This is a genomic window from Mesorhizobium marinum, from assembly GCF_040813675.1.
Classification (GTDB): Bacteria; Pseudomonadota; Alphaproteobacteria; order Rhizobiales; family Rhizobiaceae; genus Mesorhizobium_K; species Mesorhizobium_K marinum.
In genome coordinates this window covers 665,541-686,925 of sequence record NZ_JBFOCI010000002.1, presented here as the reverse complement: position 1 = coordinate 686,925, position 21,385 = coordinate 665,541, and the positions used below count along the sequence as shown (strand labels likewise).

Genomic DNA, 21,385 nt, shown 5'->3' with positions numbered 1-21,385 from the left:
GCGTTCGTTCAGGCCAGGAACCTGGCGATGATGGCGTCGCCCATGGCGACCGTGCCGACCTCGGTCATGCCGTCCGACATGATGTCCCTGGTGCGCAGCCCGGAATCGAGGACGGCGGCGATCGCCGCATCCAGCCTTGCGGCCTCCTCGACCATGCCGAAGGAGTAGCGCAGGCACATGCCGAACGAGGCCAGCATCGCGATGGGATTGGCGATGCCCTGGCCGGCGATGTCGGGTGCGGAACCGTGCACCGGTTCGTACAACGCCTTGCGCTTGCCGGTCTTGGCGTCGGGCGCACCGAGCGAAGCCGACGGCAGCATGCCGATCGAACCGGTCAGCATCGCCGCGATATCGGACAGCATGTCGCCGAACAGGTTGTCGGTGACGATGACGTCGAACTGCTTGGGCCAGCGAACGAGCTGCATCCCGCCGGCATCGGCCAGCATGTGGTCCAGCTTGACGTCGGCGTACTTCGCCTTGTGGGTGGCCGTGACGACCTCGTTCCACAGGACGCCCGACTTCATGACGTTGCGCTTTTCCATCGACGTCACGTGGTTCCTGCGGGTACGCGCCAGCTCGAAGGCGACGCCCGAGATGCGCTCGATCTCGAACGTGTCGTAGACCTGCGTGTCGATGCCGCGTTTCTGGCCGTTGCCGAGGTCGATGATCTCCTTCGGCTCGCCGAAATAGACGCCGCCGGTCAGTTCGCGCACGATCAGAATGTCGAGGCCTTCGACGACCTCCTGCTTGAGCGAAGAGGAGGCGGCGAGCGCCGGGTAGCAGATGGCGGGGCGAAGGTTGGCGAAGAGCTCCAGGTCCTTGCGAAGCCTGAGGAGGCCGGCCTCGGGGCGGACCTCGTAGGGCACGGCGTCCCATTTCGGACCGCCGACCGCGCCGAACAGCACGGCGTCGGCGGCGAGCGCCTTCGCCATGTCGTCTTCGGAGATAGCCTGGCCGTGTGCGTCGTAGGCCGAGCCGCCGACCAGGCCTTCATCGATCTCGAACCCGCTGGCGAACTTCTGGTTCATGGCGGCGATCAGCTTCTTGACCTCTCCCATGGCCTCGGGACCGATGCCGTCGCCGGGAAGGAGGAAGAGTTTTTTCGATGCCATGAAGCGCCCCTGCATATGGAACTATGGGTTGGAAAACGGTGCCTTGCTAAACGCCGCGCGGTCGGGACGCAAGCGTCAAAAGCCCAGTTCAGATCGCCAGCGGGCCACGGCGACGCTGTCCTGCCCGGTCAGATCGTGGCCGCCCTCGAGGGCGACCGCATCCACTTTGGCCCCGAGTTGCCGCAGCATAAAAATCGACGTTGGACTGCACCCGGCGCGTGATCAGCGTCACATGGTGGATGCCGAGGGCCATGCGGGCGTCAAGCCGGGCGCCGCAGGGCGGTCACCTCGATCTCGATCTTCATTTCCGGCTTGTTGAGCTGGCAAACGATCATCGTCGCAGCCGGCCTGATGTCGCCGAACGTCTCGCCCAGGATCGGAAAGACGATGTCGGCGTAGCTCTGGTCGGTGATGTAGTAGTGCGCCCGTACGACATCCGCAAAGGAGAAGCCGCCCTGCGCCAGCGCCTTGCCGATCGTGGCGAGACAGTTGCGCGTCTGGTCCTCCACGCTCTCGGGCATGGTCATCGTCGCGTAGTCGTAGCCGGTCGTGCCGGCGACGAAGCACCATTCGCCCTGGACGACCGCGCGGCTGTAGCCTGCGGTCTTTTCGAAGGGGGAGCCGGTCGAGATCAGCTTGCGCATGCGGTTCCGGTCACGCCCAGGGACGGCTTTCAGCCAGCTTTTGCTCATAGGTGGCGATAGCCGGCGCCTTTTCCATGGTCAGGCCGATGTCGTCCAGGCCGTTGAGCAGGCAGTGGCGCTTGAACTCGTCGAGGTCGAACTTGATGACGCCGCCGTCCGGCCCGCGAATTTCCTTGGCGTCCAGATCGACCGTGATCGTCGCGTTGGCGCCGCGCGAGGCGTCGTCCATCAGCTTGTCCAGGTCCTCCTGGCTGACGGTGACCGGCAGGATGCCGTTCTTGAAGCAGTTGTTGTAGAAGATGTCGGCGAAGCTGGTGGAGATCACGCAGCGGATGCCGAAGTCGAGCAGCGCCCACGGCGCGTGCTCGCGGCTCGAGCCGCAGCCGAAGTTGTCGCCGGCGACCAGGATCTGCGCATTGCGGTAGGCGGGCTTGTTCAGCACGAAGTCGGGATTCTCCGAGCCGTCATCGTTGAAGCGCATCTCCGCGAACAGTCCCACGCTGAGGCCGGTTCGCTTGATCGTCTTGAGATAATCCTTGGGGATGATCATGTCGGTGTCGACATTGACGATCGGCAACGGCGCGGCAACGCCGGTCAGCTTGGTGAACTTGTCCATGTCTCGAGACGCCTTTCCGGCCCGTTTTTCGCTGGCAGTCGCTTTACACAAAGACGCGCGGGGAATCAAAGGGGGCGCGCCGCGCGTTCGCCGGAGGCATCCGGCAAGTAGCGCGCCATGTATCGGAGTAGTCATACGCGGCGGTTCTTGGAATTTCGCGCGCAAGCTGGCGTTCTTCTTGAGCGCGTCCAGAAAACGGGATGAACAGTGCCGGCCGGTGTGCTAGACATGGCAGCTGTCAATTGCCTGTTTCCGGCGTACTCTCGAGAAATGATGGCTGCAGGTCCCGGAGCGAAGCGCCAGGTTCGACGGTCCCGGGATGCGTCATCGGCAGGCATGCATCGTCAACAGGAGTCACCTATGAAAACGCTTACCCGGATTGGCGTAGCCTTGGCGACAGCAACCATGATCGTCGGCGGCTCGAACGCGCAGACCTCGAAATACGGCTCGGAGGCGGGCTGGGATATCTTCGTCAACGACAACATGGGCCCGGGCTGCCTGGTGGCCAAGAAGCTGTCGGACGAGGTCCAGCTCGAAATGGGGATCGACGCCACGGGAGCGCAGCGGATCGGCTACATGGCCCTCTATACCAAGGCGGACTCGGATGTCGGCCAGGGCGATCTGCTGAAGGTCATCTTCGATGTCGACGGCGAACGGTTCTCGGGAACCGCGACGGGGCAGCAGATGCCGGGTTTCCGTGGCGGCGTGGTGCCCGTCAACAACGTCGATTTCATCTATGACCTGGCGAAGAAGATGACCCTGACCATCATGCCCGAGGGGCGCGAGCCCATCGTCGTCAGCCTGGTCGGGACCGACGCCGCGTTCAAGTCGCTGCGGGCCTGCCAGCAGGCCAAGAACCCGTAGAGGCGCAGCGCCGTTGGCGGCGGGTCTTCCTGCAGCGCGGTCTCAGCGCAGCAGGAAGCCGCCGCCGAGCGGATCGCCGTTCTCGACCGTGAAGCTCGAGCGACCGCAATAATAGGCGTGCCCGCCCACTTCGACGCGAACCGCATCGAAGTGGCCGACCTGGTCTCGCCGGACCGGTGTCGCCGAAAACACCGCGCCGGTCAGGCTCTCGAAGGTGCACGGCTCGCCCATCGGCAGGCCGCGCGCGCATTGCACGGCGATCCGGGCCGACACGCCGCTGCCGGTCGGGCTGCGGTCGACCTCGCGTTCGGCGAAGACGCAGACGTTGCGGCTCGCGCGACCGGCCCGGCCGTTGCCGCCGTCGGTCAGGATGGTGCCGTAGAGAAAGGCGAGATCCGCGTCGTCGGGATGCTCCAGCGTGACGGTCGCCGCGACATGCTTCGTGATGCCGTCCGCGACGTCGACCAGCCTGTCGAGCGGTGTCTCGGCGAGGTCGAGCCCCACCGCGGCAGCATCGACCAGCGCGTAGAAGGCGCCGCCATAGCCGATGTCGTAGGGCACCGCTCCGACGCCGGGCACGTCGGCGCGCCCGTCCAGCAGGAAGGCGAAAGACGGCACGCTCTCGAAGGCTGCAGCTCCGGTGACGTAGCCGGTCGGCGTCTGCTCGACGGCGACCCTCAAGACCACCATGCCGCACGGGCACTGCAGCCTGACGATCGTCTCGGGCGCGGTCGGCGCGACGATGCCGGCATCCACGGCGTAGCGGCCGAGGGCGATGGCGGCATGGCCGCACATGGTCGAATAGCCCTCATTGTGCATGAAGAGGACGGCAAGGTCGGCGTCCGCGAGATCCGGTTCGACCGGCAGGACGCCATACATGTCGTAGTGGCCGCGCGGCTCGAACATCAGCATGTGTCTGAGGTGATCGAGATGATCACGCGCGTAGCGGCGCTTGTCGAGGATGGTGGCGCCGGGGATCGGCGGATAGCCAGACGTGACGATGCGCACCGGTTCGCCGCCGGTGTGCATCTCGATCGTCTCGATGGCGCCCCCGAAGGCGGTGGGAGTCCCCTGAACGAGTCTTACCAAGACCACCTCGCCTCTATGGTCGTGGCGCCGGCGCAGGATGCGCCAGCGGCGGCGTTGGAGGCTTCGTCCCGCGTCGCCGGGCGGTCGAGGCCGATTGTCGGCGTGGCAGCCTTGCCGACGCGTATGATGCCGATTTGCTTCATGCTGTCCGGCTTGTCCCTCGGTTCGCTTCCGCATCGAACGATTGAAGTGGTTCCCGGGCGCAAGCCGGTGTTGGTCGCAAGACGGTCGCGGTCCGCCTGACCGTAGACGATCCGGATGATCGTGGCGACACCCATCCAAGGCTTGCCGGGGTGGAACGTGCACTCGGATTGACAGCCGCGTGGACTGATTGCTATTGAACAGGACTGTACAGGTTCAATGAACAGGTCTGTATATGGTGCGAAAAGCCGCCGTCCTGTCGCCGGGCGTAGCCAAGCCCGAGCGCATCGCCACTGTCCTGGAGCGGGAAATCCGTACAGGAGCAATCGGCTTCGGCGAGCGCCTGCAAAGCGAGAATGAACTCGTCCAGCGCTTTTCCGTCAGCCGCAACACCGTACGCAAGGGCCTCGAGGAACTGTCCAGCCGCGGGCTGATAACGACGCGGGTCGGCATCGGATCCTTCGTCACCTTCGACGGCAAGATGGTGGACGATGCAATCGGCTGGTCGAAGGCGCTTGCCGACGCGGGCGCGAACGCGGAGGCCCGCACGCTCAGGCTCGAAGTCATCCGCGACGCGGCGCTTGCCGAGCGCCTCGGCATCGCGAACCCCGATTTCATCGCGGTCGACCGTGTTCGCAGCAACGCGAATGACGGCCACGCAATCTCCATCGAACGTTCGCGCCTGCCGCTCTCGCCGGAACTGGAGGAAATCCCGCTCAAGGGTCTGCGCGAAGGCTCCCTTCACAAGACGCTCCGCAGTGCGGGGCTGATCCCTGCCGGCGGCGAGGAGTGGGCCGATCTCGAGATGCTCACTGCGGAAGACGCCGCGATCCTGGGCTGTCCTGTTGGCGCGCCCTTCCTGCGCACACGCCGCCTTACCCGGACCGAAGACGGGCGGTTGATCGAGTATGTCACCAGCCTGCTCAACCCGGCGCATTTCGCGCTGCATCTGGAGTTCTGAGCGTGACCGGCAGGAGCATGGCGATCGATCGCGCCACGGCCGCGCTGCTTGGCGGCGCGCTCGGCGATGCGCTGGGCATGCCGACCCAGTTGCTCACGCCGGAGGAAATCGACCGAACCTACGGCTTTGTCGACCGCTTCGTTGCACCATCGGACGATCACCCAGTTTCAAGGGGCCTGCCTGCCGGAGCGATCACCGACGATACCGAGCAGACGCTTCTGCTCGGACGGGTGCTGCTGGAATCGGGCGCGGTGTTCGACCACCGGCGCTGGGTCGATGCGCTGGTGAGCTGGGAGCGGGAGGTGAAGGCGCGCGGCAGCTACGACCTGCTTGGCCCGTCCACCAAAAGAGCGCTCGACGCCATCAATGCCGGGGCCTCTCCCGAGGACGCGGGCCGCGGCGGCGATACCAACGGTGCGGCCATGCGGATCGCGCCGGTGGGCATCGTCATGCCGTTCGAGCCTCTCGAGGCACTGGTCGCCAAGGTGGCCGAGACCTGCTCTGCGACCCACAACACGCCGATCGCCATCGCCACGGCGTCCGCGGTCGCGGCGGCCGTCAGCTGCGGCGTCGCCGGCGGCAACTGGCGCGAGGCCGTCGATTGCGCAGAGCATGCCGCCCTGCGCGGCGCCAATCTCGGCGACGGAAGTGCGCGCGCCGATGTCGCGCGACTGATCCGGGACGCGCGCGATCTCGTCCGCGGCAGGCCGGAGGCGGAAGCCATCCCGCTGATCGTGGAGCGGATCGGTACCGGCGTCGCGGCCGCGGAGTCGGTGCCCGCCGCCTTCGCCGTGCTCGAACTTGCCGCGGGCGATCCGTGGCGGGCTGCGGTCGTCGGTGCGAATCTCGGTGGCGATACCGACACGATCGGGGCCATTGCGGCAGGCATGGCCGGAGCCTGCGCGGGCATGGCGAGCCTGCCTGCCGGCAGGATCGCCGAGCTGAAGGGACTGGACGTCGAGGCGGTGCGCCTGCTCGCCGCCGAGCTTGTGGCGGCGCGCTTCGATCGGCCGGACGGAAGGGTCGCGGCATGACCCGCCTCGTCCATGCCGGCAGCGTCGTCGTCGACTATGTCTACCGCTTGGACGCGCTGCCGGCGCCGGGCGCCGAGAAGACGGCCGTGAGCCATGAGCGGCTGGCCGGTGGCGGCTTCAACATGATGGCCGCCGCGCGGCGAACCGGCATGGCCGTTGTGTTCGCAGGAAGGCACGGGAGCGGACCGGACGGAGACTTCCTTCGGGCAGCGCTCGCGCGCGAAGGTGTCTCGGTCGCGCTGCCAGCGGCCGAAGGCGCCGACAGCGGCAACTCCGTCGTGCTTGTGACCGACGATGCCGAAAGAACCTTCGTCTCCTGGCCGGGGTCCGAGAGCGTTCTGACCGAGGCCGACCTCGCGGCCGTTTCGCTGGAGCCCGGCGACTGGGTCTTCGTCTCCGGTTACACGCTGAGCTATCCGGGCAGCCGGACCGCGCTGGCGGACTGGATCGAGGCGCTGCCGGCGGACGTCCCGCTGGTCTTCGATCCGTCACCTGTCGTCGCCGACATCCCCGGGGGTATCCTGAGGCGCGTCCTGGCAAGAACGACCTGGCTGAGCTGCAACAACGCCGAAGCGGCGGTCATTGCCGGATCGGGCGACGCCCGGGCCGATGCAGCCGCGCTTGTCCCGCACCACTGCCCGCTGGCTGCCGGCACAATCGTCCGCGGCGGCGGCGCCGGCGCGCTGCTGCATCTGCGGGACGGCACGGCGGCGTCGGTGCCTGCGTTCAAGGTGACCGCGATCGACACCAATGGGGCCGGCGATACGCATATCGGCGCCTTCGTGAGTGTGCTTGCCCGCGGTGACGCGCCGCTGGACGCGCTGCGATACGCAAATGCCGCGGCCGCCATCTCGGTCACGCGACGCGGCGGCTCCTCGGCGCCGACGGACGATGAAATCCGCGAATTCCTTGCAGCCCGCCCGAACGAAGCGACCGCTGTCGGGCGCCGCACGAGAATGACAGCCTGAACGACAACACAAAGAGAGGAACGTCGATGAAGCATTCAACTCCATTGCTGGCGGCAACCGCCATGCTCGCTGCCGCCCTGTCCGTCCCGGCGAACGCGGCGGATCTGCACGTGCTCAACTGGAAGGGATATGGCGCGGACGAGCCCTGGGCCGTCGCGGCCTTCGAACAGGCAACCGGCCACAAGGTGGTCAACGACTTCTTCAATTCCGAACAGGAGATGCTCACCAAGCTGAGGACCAACCCGGGCCTCTATGACGTGGTGATGATCAACGCAGCCTTTACCGGGCAGGCGATCGACGAGAAGCTGATCCAGCCGGTCGACGTCTCGAAGATCCCGAACGCGGTTGACGTCAGCGCGGAAAAGGCGCAGTCGCCGATGCTCAACCGCGACGGCAGTGCGTATGGCGTGCCGTGGGTCTGGGGCCTGACGGCGCTTGCCATCAACGACAAGTCGTTCGAGACGCCGCCGACCAGCATATCCGTGATGTGGGACGAGGCGCGCAAGGGCCGCGTCGTCATCCGCGACGATGCGGTCGAGGCGATCCAGTTCGGGGCCATCGCGACCGGACAGAATATCAACGACATCAAGGACATGGACGCCGTCAAGGCGAAGCTGACATCACTGATACCGCAGATCAGGACTTTCTGGAGTTCCGAAAACGACTGGAACCAGATGGTGGCGTCGAACCAGATCGACGTCGGCACCTACTGGTCGGGCTCGGCGGATCGCGCGAAGACACAGTTCAAGCTGCCGGTCTCGCTGGTCATCCCGGAGGAAGGCGCGGTCGGCTGGCTCGACGCCTTCTCGATCCCGACCGGCTCCGACAATGTCGAGGGTGCGCAGGCGTTCATCAACTACATGATCGACCCGCAGTTCTACGTCGAATGGGTCACCAAGGTCGGCGCACCCGTCTCAGCCAACGACAAGGCCCTCGCGGCGCTGCCTGAGGATTCCTTCAACCGCGCGGTGATGGGCAGCCCCGAAGTGGCCAAGCGCATCCAGTTCCAGGCGCCGATCACCGACGCCCAGCGCGAGGCCTACCTGGCGGTCTGGCAGGAACTCAAGGTCAACGCGAAGTAGGGCAGGCTTCGAAAGCCGGCTGACCGCCGGTTCGTTCGGCGAGGAGGGAACATGGCGTCAGCGCTAGCAGGCCGAAGCGGCATCGCCCCCGCGCTGCCGCTTCTCTCTCCCGCCTATCTCTGGCTGGCAGTGGCGATTTTCCTGCCGCTGTCGGCCATGGCCTTTTTCTCCTTCATGACCGACCTGCCCATGGCCGGCCGGGACTGGTCGTTTACGCTTCGCAACTATGCCGCCTTCTTCTCGACCTCGCTCTACCCGACGCTGCTTTGGGCGTCGCTGCGGCTCGGGCTCGAGGTCACGTTCTGGTCAGCGCTCATCGGCTTTCCCGCCGCCTATGTGCTTGCCAAGGTCCTCAAGGGACGAGGGCGCGAGGCGATCTTCCTGCTGGTTATCCTGCCCTTCTGGTCGAACGGACTGGTGCGCGTCTTCTCCTGGGCCATGGTGCTGCGCGAGGGCGGCATCCTCGATACGGCGCTCAATGCCGTACTGCCCTTCAAGGTCAACATCGACCTCATGTATTCCTATCCGGCCGTCATCATCGGCCTGGTCCATTCCTATGTCCCGTACATGGTGCTCACCTGCTACCTGACCCTGCAGGCTATCGACGATTCCCTCATCGAGGCAGCGCGGTCGCTCGGCGCATCGCGCCTCCAGGTGCTGCGGCGTCTCGTCCTGCCGCTGTCGATGCCCGGGCTGGTCGCCGGTGCGGTGCTCATCTTCGTACCCGTCGTCGGTTCCTTCATGGAGCCCCGCATTCTCGGCGGGCGCACCGGAACCTTCTACGGTACGGTGATCGAGGATCAGTTCGTCGCCGTCTTCAACTGGCCGCTCGGCGCGGCGCTCTCCTTCATCCTGCTCAGCGTCGTGCTTCTTATCCTGGCAGCGGCTTCGCCGGTCATCAGGAGGGCCCAGTAGTGTTCGCGACGCGCGCCCTGGAAGGACTTGGCCGCTTCTATGTCGGCCTGCTGCTCGCCTTCCTCTACCTGCCGATCGTCATCATGGCCCTGATGTCTTTTAACGCCTCGCCGTTCTACCAGCTGCCCTTCGAATGGACGACAGCCTGGTATTCGGCCCTGTCGGGCAATGCCCAGTTGCTCGCCGCGACCTGGAACAGCATCGAGATCGCCGTCCTGACGACACTGATCGCAACGCTTCTCGGCACGGCGGCATCGATCGCGCTGTTCCGCTACGAGTTCCGCGGCAAGAAGCTGCTCCAGGCGCTGCTTTTCCCGCCGATCGCCATCCCCTGGCTGATCACCGGCACGGCGATGCTGATCTTCTTCTTCGGCGTCGGCATCGGGCGCGGCCTGCACGCAATCCTGCTCGGCCATGTCGCGCTCGCACTGCCGTATGTGATCGTGGTGGTGTCGGCCAGGCTGAGGACCTTTGCGCCAGAACTCGAGGAGGCCGCCCGGTCGCTCGGAGCAAGCCAGTGGCAGGTGACGCGGCGCGTCACCCTTCCATGGATCATGCCGGGAGTGATCGCCGGCGCGCTCTTCGCTTTCGCCGTGTCGTTCGACCAGTTCGTGGTCTCCTACTTTCTGGCCACACCCGGGCAGGCGACGCTGCCCGTCGAGATCTACGCGGCGATCCGCAAGGGCTTCACCCCGGAGATCAACGCGGTCTCGACGATCATCATCGTCGTGTCCATGGGCCTGATGCTCATCACGGCGCGCTTCTTCAGATTCGGCGGAGACAGGTAATGGCCGAGGTTCTGGTCGAGGGGGTTTCCCGCAGTTTCGGCGCGCACAAGGCGCTCGACAACGTCTCGATCGCCTTTCCCGACGGCGGCTTCTATGCGCTGCTCGGACCGTCCGGCAGCGGCAAGACCACACTGCTCAGGATGGTGGCCGGCTTCGACTTTCCCGATGCCGGCACGATCTCGATCGGCGGCGCGGGAGTGGAGCGCGTGCCGGTCGAGAAGCGTCGCATCGGCATGGTATTCCAGAATTATGCCCTGTTCCCCAACATGAGCGTCGCCGACAACGTCGCCTTCGGCCTGTCCGTGCGCGGCGTGGCCCGGGCGACGATCGCCGAGGAGGTGGCGCGCGCGCTCGACCTCGTCCAGCTCGGCAATCTCGGCGGCCGGCGGCCGAACCAGCTTTCCGGCGGCCAGCGCCAGCGGGTCGCGCTTGCGCGCGCAATCGTCACCCGGCCGCAGGTGCTGCTGCTCGACGAACCGCTGTCGGCGCTCGACAAGGCGCTGCGTGTCGACATGCAGATCGAGCTGAAGCGCATCCAGCGCGAGATCGGCATCACGACCATCTTCGTGACACACGATCAGGAAGAGGCCCTGACGATGAGCGACCGCATCGGCATCCTGCGTGACGGGCGGCTGGTGCAGGAGGGGCGGCCGGAGGAAATCTACGACAGTCCGCGCACCGCCTTCGTCGCGACGTTCCTGGGGGACGCGAACATCCTGAGCGGCGACGTTGAAGGCGGGGGCATCCGCCTCGCCGACGGGTCGGCGATTACGGTGGGCGCCGGTGTCGCGCAACCGGTCGACGGCAGGGCGAGTTGCGCCGTGCGGCCCGAGCGCATCGCCATCCGACCCGTGTCGTCGGCCGGCTCCGCCACCGGAAACCGGCTTGCCGGGCGCGTGTCGAAACGCATCTTCTCGGGCAATGCGACCACCTACTTCGTCGAGCGCGACGGCTCCGATCCGGTCAAGGTGCACGTGCAGAACGCCGGCCAGCCGGCGTTGCAGGAAGGGCAGGATGTCGTGCTGTCCTGGCCTCCCGAGAGCACGGCGTTCGTCGCCGCGTAGGGCATTGGAGACCATGCGCATTCGACGCGGGATGGACGACCCGCAGCGGCATTGAGGGCCGGGCTTTCTGGACACCGGGCCGGTGTTCGACCATCATTCGACCGAGGGCAACGAGCGAGATTGCCAAGGGGGGTGATTGTGAGGTCTGGAACAATTCTGCGCTGCGTGACCGCCTGCGCCGCCCTGTGGGCACTTCTTCCCTCGATTGCCAGCGCGTCGCCCCTGCCGACCGGCTTTGCGGAAGCCAGCTTCCAGGGCCGCAGCCCCGAGCATGACAACGGGGTCGTCTCGTTCACCTTGATGAATGGCGACTGCTCGAAGAAGGACTACGGCGACGGGCGCGGAGAAAGCGATTGCAAGAACGGCAACCTGCGTTCGCAGATTCACACGAGCAGCAAGCAGAAGCTTGGCGGCGCCTACGAATACTCGATGGAGATCTGGATCGATCCGTCGTTCACCTACAGCGCCTATGGCCAGCCGAGAAGCCCGCTGCTAATCGCCGAGTGGCAGCGCATCAACGCCGTCAAGAACCATATGTATGAACTGCACCTGGACACGATGCGCGGCGTCCAGTTCGAGGACAAGAACTGCTTCAAGCCGGAAGCGTTTGGCGAATGGCGGCGTTTCACTATGGTCGTGAAGTGGTCGAAAGGCAGCGATGGCCTTCTTCGCGTCACCTGCGACGACCAGATTGTCTACGAGCTCGCAGCCCAGCAGACGGCCATCCCGCCCAGGTGCGGCGAGCGCGTAAAATTACAGTGCGACCCGAAACGCCAGAATCTGCGGCGGCCGATCTCCTGGCAGGTCGGTCCGAAACTGGGCGGCTTCGGGACCGAGTACAGGAAGCACGGACTCGACAGCCCGTTCCGGACGTTTCCGGGAAGCGGGCTGCGAATGAAGGTCCGCAATCTCTACTATGGCCCTGTGAGGAAATGACAGTTGCCCGCCGCACCCGGATCGCCGGGAAACCGTGGCAGATCAGAAGGCTTGAAAGCGATGGCGCGTCGCAGCCTTTGGAGCCTAGAACGGCCACTGCACGATAGCTGTGTTCGCCTTTTGTCGCGCATCTTCGCACGGCCCCATCAGTTCCAAGGGCGGCGCCTTCAAGGCTGACAACATGAACCGATGCTGCGCCTCTCGAAGATGCTCTGGCTTTTTTGCCAAGGCCATCTACAAAGGCCGGGCCCGCATTGGACAGGCTGCAGAAAGGTTCAAGCACTTCAATCGGGTAGCGTTGCGAGAAGACGAAGCGGGATTCGCCTCCATGGTCGCCCTCGCAACCGGATTCGCATCGGTCGAATCGTCCTAAGCCGCCCAACAGTAGATGTTCGGCATTCGCGCCGGATGCCTACTGGGCAACCAGCATTGAAAATTCCGAGGATATCATGTGCATACCGTACGCAAGCGCAATCATGGCGGGAGCCGTCATTGCGTTGGCTTCTCTGCCGGCTCAAGCCCAAACGCAGCTCGAAAAGGTCAAGCAGCGCGGTGAGTTGATCTGCGGCGTCAGCCAGGGTTCGGCCGGCCTGTCGCTGCCCGACAGCAACGGCAACTGGTCGGGTCTCGATGTCGACTACTGCAAGGCGCTTGCCGCAGCCGTTTTGAACGACGCCTCGAAGGTTCAGTTCGTTCCCCTGTCGTCCGCCCAGCGTTTCGAAGTGCTGAAAACAGGCGACATCGACGTGCTGGCGCGCAACACGACCGTGACGTCGACACGTGACGGCACGCTGCCCGTGCTCTTTGTCCAGCCGATCTTCTACGACGGTCAGGCGTTCATGGTTCCTGCTTCTCTCGGCGTGAAGAAGTCGACGGAACTCGATGGCGCGACGGTCTGCGTGCAGCCCGGCACCGTCAACGAACAGAATCTCGTCGACTATTTCGAAGCCAACACCATGAGCTTCAAGTCCGTGGTCATCGAGAACCTGCCGGAGCTGGAATCCGCCTTCTACGCGGGGCGGTGCGACGTCTACCTGTCCGACGCCTCGACGCTTTCGGCCAGCCGGTCGGCGCGCGCCGGCAACCCGGACGACTTTGTCATCCTGCCCGAACGCATCACCAAGTCGCCCCTGGCCCCGGTCGTGCGCAGCGACGACATCCAGTGGTACAAGGTCGCCGGATGGGTGCGCAACGTCCTGATCGAAGCCGAAGAACTCGGCGTCACGAGCGCCAATGTCGAGGAGCAGAAGGCCTCCAAGAACCCTGCGGTCCAGCGGCTGCTTGGCGTTCAGGAAGGGATCGGCAAGGCTTTCGGACTCGACGATGCCTGGGCAGCACGCGTGATTGCCGCTGTCGGCAACTATGGCGAGGTCTTCAATCGCAACCTCGGCCCCGATACGTCGTTGAAGCTCGACCGTGGCCAGAACGCGCTGTGGACCGATGGCGGCTTGATGTATTCGGCCCCCATCCAGTAAGGCGACGTCCGAATGCATTCCGCAGTCGGGCTTCGTTCCCGCTCGATGGCGATCGCTCCGGCGATCGCCATTCTCGTTCTGATAGCCTGGTGGGCAAACGCCTCCGGGCTGATCGACCGAAGCATCGAGATTCTTGGCCAGCGCGCCGGTTTCCAGATCCCGGAATCGCTCTTTCCGGTGAGCGCGGGCGAACCGCTGTTCTGGACATTGCTGGCCGGTCTTACCAACACGGTCCATGTCGCACTCATGGCCACGATCCTGTCGGTGATCCTTGGCCTCGTGCTGGCGATGCTGCGGCTGTCGTCCTTCCCCGGCTTTCGCTTTGCAGCGGGACTCGTCATCGAGCCGATACGCAATACGCCGGTCGTGCTGCAGCTGTTCCTCTGGTACGGCCTGCTGATCAACAATCTGCCGGCGGCGCGCGACGCCATCGAAATCCTGCCATCGGTCTTCCTGTCCAATCGCGGCCTGTTTCTGCCGGGCTTTTCCGATGGCGGGTTGTCCGTTCCGGAACTTGTGGGCTTCAATTTCAAGGGCGGCATATCCGTCAGCCCGGAGCTGACCACACTTGTCTTCGGTCTCACCCTGTTCCACGCGAGCTACCTGGCCGAAATTTTCCGCGCCGGCATCATGTCGGTGCCGCGCGGGCAAGTGGACGCCGCGCAGGCGCTCGGCCTCCGGTTTTTCCAGCGCATGCGCCTTGTGGTCCTGCCGCAAGCGCTCGGCTTCATCATTCCGCCCGCAACCAATCAGTTCCTTGCGCTGGTAAAGAACTCCTCGCTTGCGGTGGCCATCGGATTTCCGGACCTCGTCGGCGTCGTGAATACGCTGATCAACCTGAGCGGCAACGCGGTGCTCGGAACATTGATCGTCGTGATCGTCTTCCTGGCTCTCAATTTTGTGTTGTCGGGCGGGCTCGCCCTCTATCACCGGCACCGGGTCCGAAAGGGAAACCCGACGCTGGCGGTCTCCTTGTCGGCGCCCGAGAAAGCGACATGGGGCGATTGGGTCGCAACGCCGTTCCGGCGTATTGCGACATTCGTCCTTGCGCTCGTCGGCGCGTGGCTTTTGTTCTCGCTCGTCAGATGGGGGATCCTGGACGCGGTCTGGTCAGGCACGGCGGAAGCCTGCCACGCGGCCAGCGGCGCCTGCTGGGCGGTCATCACGGAAAAATACCGGCTGATGCTGCTTGGCCCTTATCCGGCGGGCGAGGGGTGGCGGCCGGTGCTTGCGACGGCGGTGCTGATTCTCGGACTGGTCAGTACGGCCAAGCTGATCCGCACCGTGCCCTTCCGGGCGGCGGGCAGCGCCGTTGCGGCGGTCGCCATCTGGTACTGGCTGATGGGCGGCGGCCCTTCGCTTACGCCCGTCGCGCTCACCCAATGGGGCGGCCTGCCGCTCACCATCGCGCTGGCGGTGCTGACGGTGTTCCTGTCGGTGCCCATCGGACTTGCGCTTGCGCTGGCCCGCATGTCGAAGAATGGTCTTCTGCGGCAGACGGCCTATCTGATCATCGACATTTTCAGGTCGGTGCCGCAGATTTTCCTGCTGTTCGCCATCGCGATCCTGCTTCCCTATGTCCTTCCGGACGGATGGCAGATCGACAAGTTCTGGCGGGCGCTCTTCGCCCTCACCATGATCACCAGCGCCTATATGGCCGAAGTCTTCCGTGCCGGGATCATGAGCGTCCCGGGCGGTCAGAGCGAAGCTGCGCGGTCGCTGGGGCTGGGGCCTGTCAGGACCTTCATCCTGGTCGTCCTGCCGCAGGCGGTCCGAATTTCATGGCCGGCGATCATCAACACGTTCGTCGGCGCGATCAAGGACACCTCGCTGGTGTTCATTGTCGGGCTGCTCGATATCCTTGCAGCGACGAAGGCCGCCGTGGCGGATCCCGTCTGGCGGCTGTTCTCGCTGGAAGGCTATTGTTTTACCGCAGCGATCTATTTCGTGATCTGCTACGGCCTTGTTGCCTACACCCGCCGTTTCGAGCGGCTGAGATAGGTTTCCAGTGCAACACCGTATCGATCGACGTCGGTCGATTCGGTGTAGATGTGCGGCCCGACACGGACCGTGCCGTCGCGGGCGCTGACGACGATCCCGGCTTCAGCCATCGCCTTGACCGCGCCGTCGGAAAAGTCGCCGCCGCCCTTCAGCCCCAGGAGGTGCGGCGAGCGCAGGGATTTGTCGAGAACCTCGACCCCAAGCGACGAGGCCCGCGCAGCCAGCGCGTCGGTCACGCTTTCGATATGGCCACGCACCCGCTCGAGGCCGATCTCATGAAGATAGGCGATCGACTCGATCGCCATCGGGATCGTCGCAAAATTGGCGCGCTCGCCCATGTCGTAGCGGCGCGCGCCGGGCATGAAGTCGCGGTCGCGGGCGTAGTGGTTCACATATCCGTCGGCGCCCATCCGGCTGAATGCGTGCTGCTCGAGCGGTTCGCCATCCTGGCGCCGCGGCGCGGCGTAAAGGAAGGCGAGCGCATAGGGCCCAAGCAGCCATTTATAGGTGGCGAAGGCCACGAAGTCCGGACGAATCCGCTTGACGTCGAGGTCCATCACGCCGGCCGACTGGGTTGCGTCGATGGTCAGGGCGATGTCCCTGGCATGCGCCGCATCGGCTACCTTCACGAGGTCCACGACGGAGCCATCCGACCAGTGAACCTGGGTGAGGGCGAGGACGGAGACCGGCGCGCGGCTTTCGTCGCCGATCCGGGCGATGATCGCGTCCGCCCAGGATTGGCCGGCTTCGCGCGTGATCTGTTCATAGGTCGCGCCGGTCTTTTCGGCCTGCTCCATCCATACATAGGTCTGGGAGGGATGCTCGCCGGCGATGCCGACGATGGCCGTGCCGGCAGGCGCGACAATGTTGCGCGCGGCCGTTGCGATGCCGTAGCTGGTCGCAGCGACGATGGCGATATCCTCCGCCGCAGCGTTGATGACGCTGGCCGCCTGCGCGCGGGCGCGCTCGACATCCGTATAGAACGCCGCACGGGTCAATTCCCAGGGCGCAAGCTTGACCCGCACGCCTGCCTCGCCGACCGCAGCCGTCCTGCGCGGGATCGGCGTCATGAACGCGGCGTTCAGATAGGTGACTTCGGCGGGAATGTCGAAGTCGGCGCGCCAGGGCGAGTTCATTCTGATTGAAACCTCGATTCGCTGGGGAAGAGGGATGCCGGGATGCACACCGGCACGGACGCGCCAAGCCTTGCGATCCGGGCTGTCTTATAGCGGCGGCACGCGTCGGTAAAGCGAAGCCGCGCCCCGTTTTCCAACGTCTGTCAGGTCAGAAGGAAGGCATCGGAAAAATGGACAGGACGGACAGCCGGGTCCTACAAGCCGCAACTGCAGATACTTGCGATTCTGACGTTTGATGGATTGTTGAAAGATGAAAACAGCAGCTCCGGCCGTGGTCGGTATTCTCGGCTTCGGCGCCCTCGCGCAAGAGCTCGTCGCAAGCTTGAGAAGCCAGGCGATCTCCTGGGTAGCGCTCGTTCGCGATCCGCAAAAATACGCGGTCGGCGGCAACATCCGGCTTGTGACCAGTCTCGACGATCTGCTGTCCGCCAGGCCGGCAGCCGTCGTCGAGCTCGCCGGCCATCAGGCCGTCGCCGACCATGTTCCGGCGCTGCTCGGGGCCGGAATACCGGTTATCCTGGCTTCGGTGGGCGCGCTGGCCGACGACGCGCTCATGGCGAAGCTTGCGGATGCCCGTGCCAGGTCCGGCGCAGGCTTCGTTATCCCCTCGGGAGCGGTTGGCGGGCTCGACTACGTCAAGGCCGTATCGACGCTGCCGGATGTGAAGATCGGCTACACGTCGCGCAAGCCGCCAGCGGCATGGCGCGATGAGCTGGCCGCCCGCAACCTGGATGCAAGCGTGTCCGAGGTCGTGCTGTTCGACGGCGCACCGGACGAGGCTGCCAGGCGATATCCGAAAAACCTCAACGCCGCGTTCACGATCGCGCAGGCGGCGTGGCCGGCACGGCTGAACGTGCGCGTGGTCGCCGATCCGCTGGCGGAAGGAAACACGCATGAAATCGTGATCGACAGTGCGGCGGGGAGGGCGTCCATGCGTTTCGTGAATGCGCCGTCGCCGACGAACCCAAAAAGCTCGATGGTCACGGCGCTCAGCATCGCCGCGTCCCTGAGAGATTATCTAGCCGATCCGTCCTGAGTTCAGGCGCACTGCGGCATGCCGCTGTGTTCGCCATGCCGTGACCAAGGCGAGTCGGTGCGGGGGGCCGGCGCAGATCTGCGAGACGGTTTCACTATTGGCACGAGGGCCGTCGATCCCTCACCGCCAGGTCCAGGTCATGGACGCGGCCAGGGGAGCGTCTGGGCCGATGACCTGCGGATTGGGCATGTTGATCGAGTTCGGCGGGGCCGTCCAAGGCTCGACGCACACGCCGCTCTCTTCCATGTCGTAAATGACCCAGTCCGGACAGGCCGAGCTGACCGTGAGCTCCAATTGACCAGGCCAGCGTACCACGGGGTCGGCGCGCAGGTCGCGGAAGCAGTAGTCCCACGGACGTGACACCGGAACCGTCATGGTGCCATTCGGCAGGTCGACCTCGTCATTTGCCCACATGATGCCCGGCTCGACCAGCAGTTCCAGCTCCGCTGAAGCCGGCGCCCCGGCAAGACGGCGGACAAACCAGGGGTGCCAGCCGACAGCCACCGGCATTCGCTCGCGCGCATGCACTTCGATGTGGAAGGTGGCGCGCCCGGCGCTGAGCTCGGTGCGCTGCACCACCCGACCCGGCCATGGCCACGGATCGGCGAGTTCGATGCTCATCTCGCCATCGCCAGTCACCTGCCAGGGCCGCTCCGTCACCAGCCCGTGCAGGGCATGCGGGCCGGCATTGGCGGTGAAGGGATAGGCCTTGCCTTCCCAGTTCAGCTTGGCATTGCGCAGGCGTCCGACCCACGGCGCCATCACGAAGCTGCCGAAATGGAATACGTCGGCACCTTGCTGCACCAGGAGTTCGTGGTCACCGACGCGGAACGATGTGAGCCGCCCACCATCCTCCGGATCAAATGTCGCGGAGCACCCTTCGGCCGTCAATTGCATGGTCTTGCTCACTGTGCTGTCCAGCCACCGTCAATCACCAGCACCGTGCCGGTGACCATGCGCCCGGCGTCAGAGCCGAGATAAACCACCGCGCCGGCTACATCGTCGGTTAGCGCGAACTTTCCGAGCGGGATCTTGCTCAGCACCTTGGCCTTCATGGCCGGCTCGTCGAGAATGGGCGCGGTGCCCGGGGTGTAGATGAAGGTGGGGGCCAGCGCGTTTACGGTGATGCCGTGCCTGGCCCACTCGACCGCGAGTGTCTTGGTCATCATGTTCACGCCGCCCTTGCTGGTGCAGTAGACGGCGGCGTCCGGCAGGGCGACGAGGCCGCCCTGCGAGCTGATGTTGATGATGCGCCCGCCCTTGCCGGCGGCGACCATTGTGCGGGCGACCGCCTGGCTCATGAAAAACATGCCGCGCAGGTTCACGCCCATCATCTCGTCCCAGTCGGCTCCCGTCACATCGAAGGCCGCACGGGCAAAGCCGAGCCCGGCATTGTTGATCAGCACGTCGATCGGGCCATGCGCGGTGACGATCGCCTCGACCGCCGCAGAGATCGAGCCGACGTCGCGCACGTCGAGACGTTGCGGATAAACGGTGTGTCCCTGCGCCTTCGCCTCGGCGGCGATGGTCGCCAGATCCTCGTCGGTCCGCGCCGTCGGCACCACCACGGCGCCGGTTTCGGCCAGCAGCATGGTCAGCTCGCGCCCGATGCCCTTGGAGGCGCCGGTAATGATCACCACGCGGCCGCGGAGATCGAACCGCGTCGCCGCGCTGCTATCCGATACGATGTCAGTCATGATGAACCCTCAGGTGAAATGGCACGGCGCAGGACGATCAGCCCTGCGCCACGAGCCTCGTAACATGGTCGATATCGGCGTTGGCGCTCTCGAACTGCCCCATCGCCCGCCCGCGTGCCAGCACGACGACATTGTCGGCGACTGACAGCGCCTGCTGCAGGTTGTGCATGATCAGGATCACCGCCTGCCCCGCATCACGAGCGCGCCGCACCTGCTCGAGCACCTGCTCGGTCTGCCGCACGGCGAGGGCCGCGGTCGGCTCGTCGAGGATCAGGCAGCGCGAGCCGTAGGCGATGGCGCGGGCGATGGCGACCGCCTGCTTCTGTCCGCCCGACAGCGTCGCCGCCGGATCGCTGAGCCGCCGGCGGAGATCGACTCCGAGGGTGGCGAGTGCGTCGCGGGTAATGATGTCGGCGCGTTTCACATCAAAGATGCGCAGCGGCCCAAAGCCCTTGGTCGGCTCGTTGCCCAGCACCATGTTGCGGGCGATCGACATCAGGTCGCATACCGCCAGGTCCTGGAACACCGTGGAAACGCCTGCTGCCCGCGCGTCCTGCGCACCGCGGAACACCACTGGCTTGCCGTCGACCTCGATGGTGCCGGAGGTTGGGCGGTGGACGCCCGACAGCACCTTGATCAGCGTCGACTTGCCGGCACCGTTGTCGCCGAGCAAAGCCAGTACCTTGCCGGCATGGGCCTCCAGCGAAATGTCGCGCAACGCCGTCACCGACTGGAAGGCCATGGTGACGTTACGCAGGGCGATGACCGGGGCGCTCACGATGCCGCTCCAGCTGTGGATGGCTGTTCGGGCAGCGCCGAGGGCCGCATCACGAAGCGGGTGATCACGGCGCGATTGACCAGCACGGCGAACAGCACGACACCGCCGAGGAAGATGTTGACCCAGTAGCCCTGCAGCCCGACCAGCAGCAGTCCGTTGTTGACCATCGCGTACATGATGGCGCCGAGCACGGTGCCGATCACGCTGCCATAACCGCCGGTCAGCAGCGTGCCGCCGATCACCGTCATGGCGATAGCGATCAGCTCCCAGCCGGTGCCGCGATTGGCGTCGATCGAGGCGTATTGCACCGCCACGATTACGCCGGCGATGGCCGAGGTGAAGCCCGAGATCGTGAACAGCGTCACCGTCGTGCGCGCCACCGGCACGCCGAGATTTCTGGCCGCGGTAGCGTTCTGGCCGATGGCGAAGGCCCAGTTGCCCATGCGCGTGCGCAAGAGGAAGAAGGTCGCGAGCAGCGCGACCACGATGAACCAAAGCAGCGACATGCGGTAGCCGAACAGCAGCTTGCCGGCGATGATCTGGGTATATTCCTCGGGGAACTTCACCACCACCGGAAAGCCGCTGGTCTGCATCGTCAGGATGCCGCGATAGATCAGCGAGGTGGCGAGCGTGATGATGAACGAGGGCAGCCCGGTCTTTACCTGGACGATGCCGTTGATCGCGCCCAGCGCAGAACCGAAAGCGAGTGCACAGACCAGCGTCAGGGCCGGCGGCAGGCCGAGCACGTTGCCGAAGTAGTAGAGGGCCCAGCCGGTGAGGCCGACAATGGTGCCCACCGACAGGTCGAAGTGTCCCGCGATCATCAGGATGGTCACGCCTATCGCGACGATACCGTACTGGCCGGCCAAGCTCGCGACGTTGATGCCGTTATCGGTGGTGAGGAACAGGTCCGCCCTGAGGATCGAGAAGACCACGACGGCCAAGACGAGTCCGGTCAGCGAGGCCAGTTCGGGACGGCGCAGGCCGTCCCGAAGCAGGTTCGCGGCCCCGCCTGAAGTGGGTTTGGTTGGGGCCGCGTCAGCCACGA

Annotated in this window: 21 protein-coding genes; 12 read left to right on the top strand and 9 right to left on the bottom strand. The window is 65.3% G+C overall.

Annotated features, from left to right (window positions below; genetic code table 11):
- Window positions 1-8 precede the first annotated feature (8 nt).
- The 3 genes from leuB to leuD form a co-directional block, all read right to left on the bottom strand.
- Window positions 9-1,112, bottom strand: coding sequence for a 3-isopropylmalate dehydrogenase (gene leuB, locus ABUE31_RS08885; protein ID WP_367723171.1), 1,104 nt, complete (start codon window positions 1,110-1,112; stop codon window positions 9-11).
- Window positions 1,113-1,372: 260 nt separating this feature from the next.
- Window positions 1,373-1,756 carry a RidA family protein gene (locus ABUE31_RS08880; protein WP_367723170.1) on the bottom strand — a complete coding sequence of 128 codons (384 nt, stop codon included), beginning with the start codon at window positions 1,754-1,756 and terminating at the stop codon, window positions 1,373-1,375.
- A gap of 10 nt (window positions 1,757-1,766) precedes the next feature.
- Window positions 1,767-2,372 (bottom strand): 3-isopropylmalate dehydratase small subunit, encoded by a 606-nt coding sequence (gene leuD / locus ABUE31_RS08875; protein ID WP_367723169.1) that lies wholly within the window; start codon window positions 2,370-2,372, stop codon window positions 1,767-1,769.
- 390 nt (window positions 2,373-2,762) lie between these two features.
- Here leuD and ABUE31_RS08870 point away from each other — a divergent pair, with 390 nt between their 5' ends.
- On the top strand, window positions 2,763-3,236 hold the full coding sequence (locus ABUE31_RS08870; protein ID WP_437344091.1) for a hypothetical protein: 474 nt from the start codon (window positions 2,763-2,765) through the stop codon (window positions 3,234-3,236).
- A gap of 42 nt (window positions 3,237-3,278) precedes the next feature.
- Here the strand turns inward: ABUE31_RS08870 and ABUE31_RS08865 are convergent, their stop codons facing one another.
- Window positions 3,279-4,325 carry a proline racemase family protein gene (locus ABUE31_RS08865; protein WP_367723168.1) on the bottom strand — a complete coding sequence of 349 codons (1,047 nt, stop codon included), beginning with the start codon at window positions 4,323-4,325 and terminating at the stop codon, window positions 3,279-3,281.
- Between the two features lie 376 nt (window positions 4,326-4,701).
- On the opposite strand from ABUE31_RS08865, the gene ABUE31_RS08860 reads away from it, so the two are divergent.
- From ABUE31_RS08860 to ABUE31_RS08815, 10 genes are all read left to right on the top strand, one after another.
- Window positions 4,702-5,427, top strand: a complete 726-nt coding sequence (locus tag ABUE31_RS08860; RefSeq protein ID WP_367723167.1) for a GntR family transcriptional regulator — start codon at window positions 4,702-4,704, stop codon at window positions 5,425-5,427.
- Window positions 5,428-5,444: 17 nt separating this feature from the next.
- Window positions 5,445-6,461, top strand: a complete 1,017-nt coding sequence (locus ABUE31_RS08855; RefSeq protein WP_367723600.1) for an ADP-ribosylglycohydrolase family protein — start codon at window positions 5,445-5,447, stop codon at window positions 6,459-6,461.
- Window positions 6,458-7,429 (top strand): PfkB family carbohydrate kinase, encoded by a 972-nt coding sequence (locus ABUE31_RS08850; protein ID WP_367723166.1) that lies wholly within the window; start codon window positions 6,458-6,460, stop codon window positions 7,427-7,429. The genes ABUE31_RS08855 and ABUE31_RS08850 overlap by 4 nt, the downstream gene beginning before the upstream one ends.
- A gap of 26 nt (window positions 7,430-7,455) precedes the next feature.
- Window positions 7,456-8,511, top strand: coding sequence for an ABC transporter substrate-binding protein (locus ABUE31_RS08845; RefSeq protein ID WP_367723165.1), 1,056 nt, complete (start codon window positions 7,456-7,458; stop codon window positions 8,509-8,511).
- A gap of 51 nt (window positions 8,512-8,562) precedes the next feature.
- On the top strand, window positions 8,563-9,426 hold the full coding sequence (locus ABUE31_RS08840; RefSeq protein WP_367723164.1) for an ABC transporter permease: 864 nt from the start codon (window positions 8,563-8,565) through the stop codon (window positions 9,424-9,426).
- Window positions 9,426-10,214, top strand: coding sequence for an ABC transporter permease (locus tag ABUE31_RS08835; RefSeq protein ID WP_367723162.1), 789 nt, complete (start codon window positions 9,426-9,428; stop codon window positions 10,212-10,214). The genes ABUE31_RS08840 and ABUE31_RS08835 overlap by 1 nt, the downstream gene beginning before the upstream one ends.
- Entirely contained in the window at window positions 10,214-11,278 is a 1,065-nt protein-coding gene (locus tag ABUE31_RS08830) for an ABC transporter ATP-binding protein (protein ID WP_367723160.1), read from the top strand. The genes ABUE31_RS08835 and ABUE31_RS08830 overlap by 1 nt, the downstream gene beginning before the upstream one ends.
- A gap of 138 nt (window positions 11,279-11,416) precedes the next feature.
- Entirely contained in the window at window positions 11,417-12,214 is a 798-nt protein-coding gene (locus ABUE31_RS08825; protein WP_367723159.1) for a hypothetical protein, read from the top strand.
- A 449-nt stretch (window positions 12,215-12,663) separates the two neighbouring features.
- Window positions 12,664-13,689 carry an amino acid ABC transporter substrate-binding protein gene (locus ABUE31_RS08820; RefSeq protein ID WP_367723158.1) on the top strand — a complete coding sequence of 342 codons (1,026 nt, stop codon included), beginning with the start codon at window positions 12,664-12,666 and terminating at the stop codon, window positions 13,687-13,689.
- A 12-nt stretch (window positions 13,690-13,701) separates the two neighbouring features.
- Window positions 13,702-15,690, top strand: a complete 1,989-nt coding sequence (locus tag ABUE31_RS08815; protein ID WP_367723157.1) for an ABC transporter permease subunit — start codon at window positions 13,702-13,704, stop codon at window positions 15,688-15,690.
- Here ABUE31_RS08815 and ABUE31_RS08810 read toward each other — a convergent pair.
- Window positions 15,660-16,826 carry an aminotransferase class V-fold PLP-dependent enzyme gene (locus ABUE31_RS08810; RefSeq protein ID WP_367723156.1) on the bottom strand — a complete coding sequence of 389 codons (1,167 nt, stop codon included), beginning with the start codon at window positions 16,824-16,826 and terminating at the stop codon, window positions 15,660-15,662. The two genes, ABUE31_RS08815 and ABUE31_RS08810, sit on opposite strands and share 31 nt — an antisense overlap.
- A 250-nt stretch (window positions 16,827-17,076) precedes the next feature.
- On the opposite strand from ABUE31_RS08810, the gene ABUE31_RS08805 reads away from it, so the two are divergent.
- Window positions 17,077-17,862, top strand: a complete 786-nt coding sequence (locus tag ABUE31_RS08805) for an aspartate dehydrogenase domain-containing protein (protein WP_367723155.1) — start codon at window positions 17,077-17,079, stop codon at window positions 17,860-17,862.
- 120 nt (window positions 17,863-17,982) lie between these two features.
- On the opposite strand, the gene ABUE31_RS08800 is transcribed toward ABUE31_RS08805, so the two are convergent.
- Genes ABUE31_RS08800 through ABUE31_RS08785 form a run of 4 tightly spaced genes read right to left on the bottom strand, consistent with a single transcriptional unit; the run spans window position 17,983 to window position 21,383 of the window.
- Window positions 17,983-18,771 (bottom strand): aldose 1-epimerase, encoded by a 789-nt coding sequence (locus ABUE31_RS08800; protein WP_367723154.1) that lies wholly within the window; start codon window positions 18,769-18,771, stop codon window positions 17,983-17,985.
- Window positions 18,768-19,559 carry an SDR family NAD(P)-dependent oxidoreductase gene (locus ABUE31_RS08795; RefSeq protein WP_367723153.1) on the bottom strand — a complete coding sequence of 264 codons (792 nt, stop codon included), beginning with the start codon at window positions 19,557-19,559 and terminating at the stop codon, window positions 18,768-18,770. Before ABUE31_RS08795 ends, ABUE31_RS08800 begins: the two co-directional genes overlap by 4 nt.
- 37 nt (window positions 19,560-19,596) lie before the next feature.
- A complete protein-coding gene (locus tag ABUE31_RS08790) occupies window positions 19,597-20,337 on the bottom strand; it encodes an ATP-binding cassette domain-containing protein (protein ID WP_367723152.1) in 741 nt (246 codons plus the stop codon).
- On the bottom strand, window positions 20,334-21,383 hold the full coding sequence (locus ABUE31_RS08785; protein WP_367723151.1) for an ABC transporter permease: 1,050 nt from the start codon (window positions 21,381-21,383) through the stop codon (window positions 20,334-20,336). The genes ABUE31_RS08790 and ABUE31_RS08785 overlap by 4 nt, the downstream gene beginning before the upstream one ends.
- Between the last annotated feature and the right edge of the window lie 2 nt (window positions 21,384-21,385).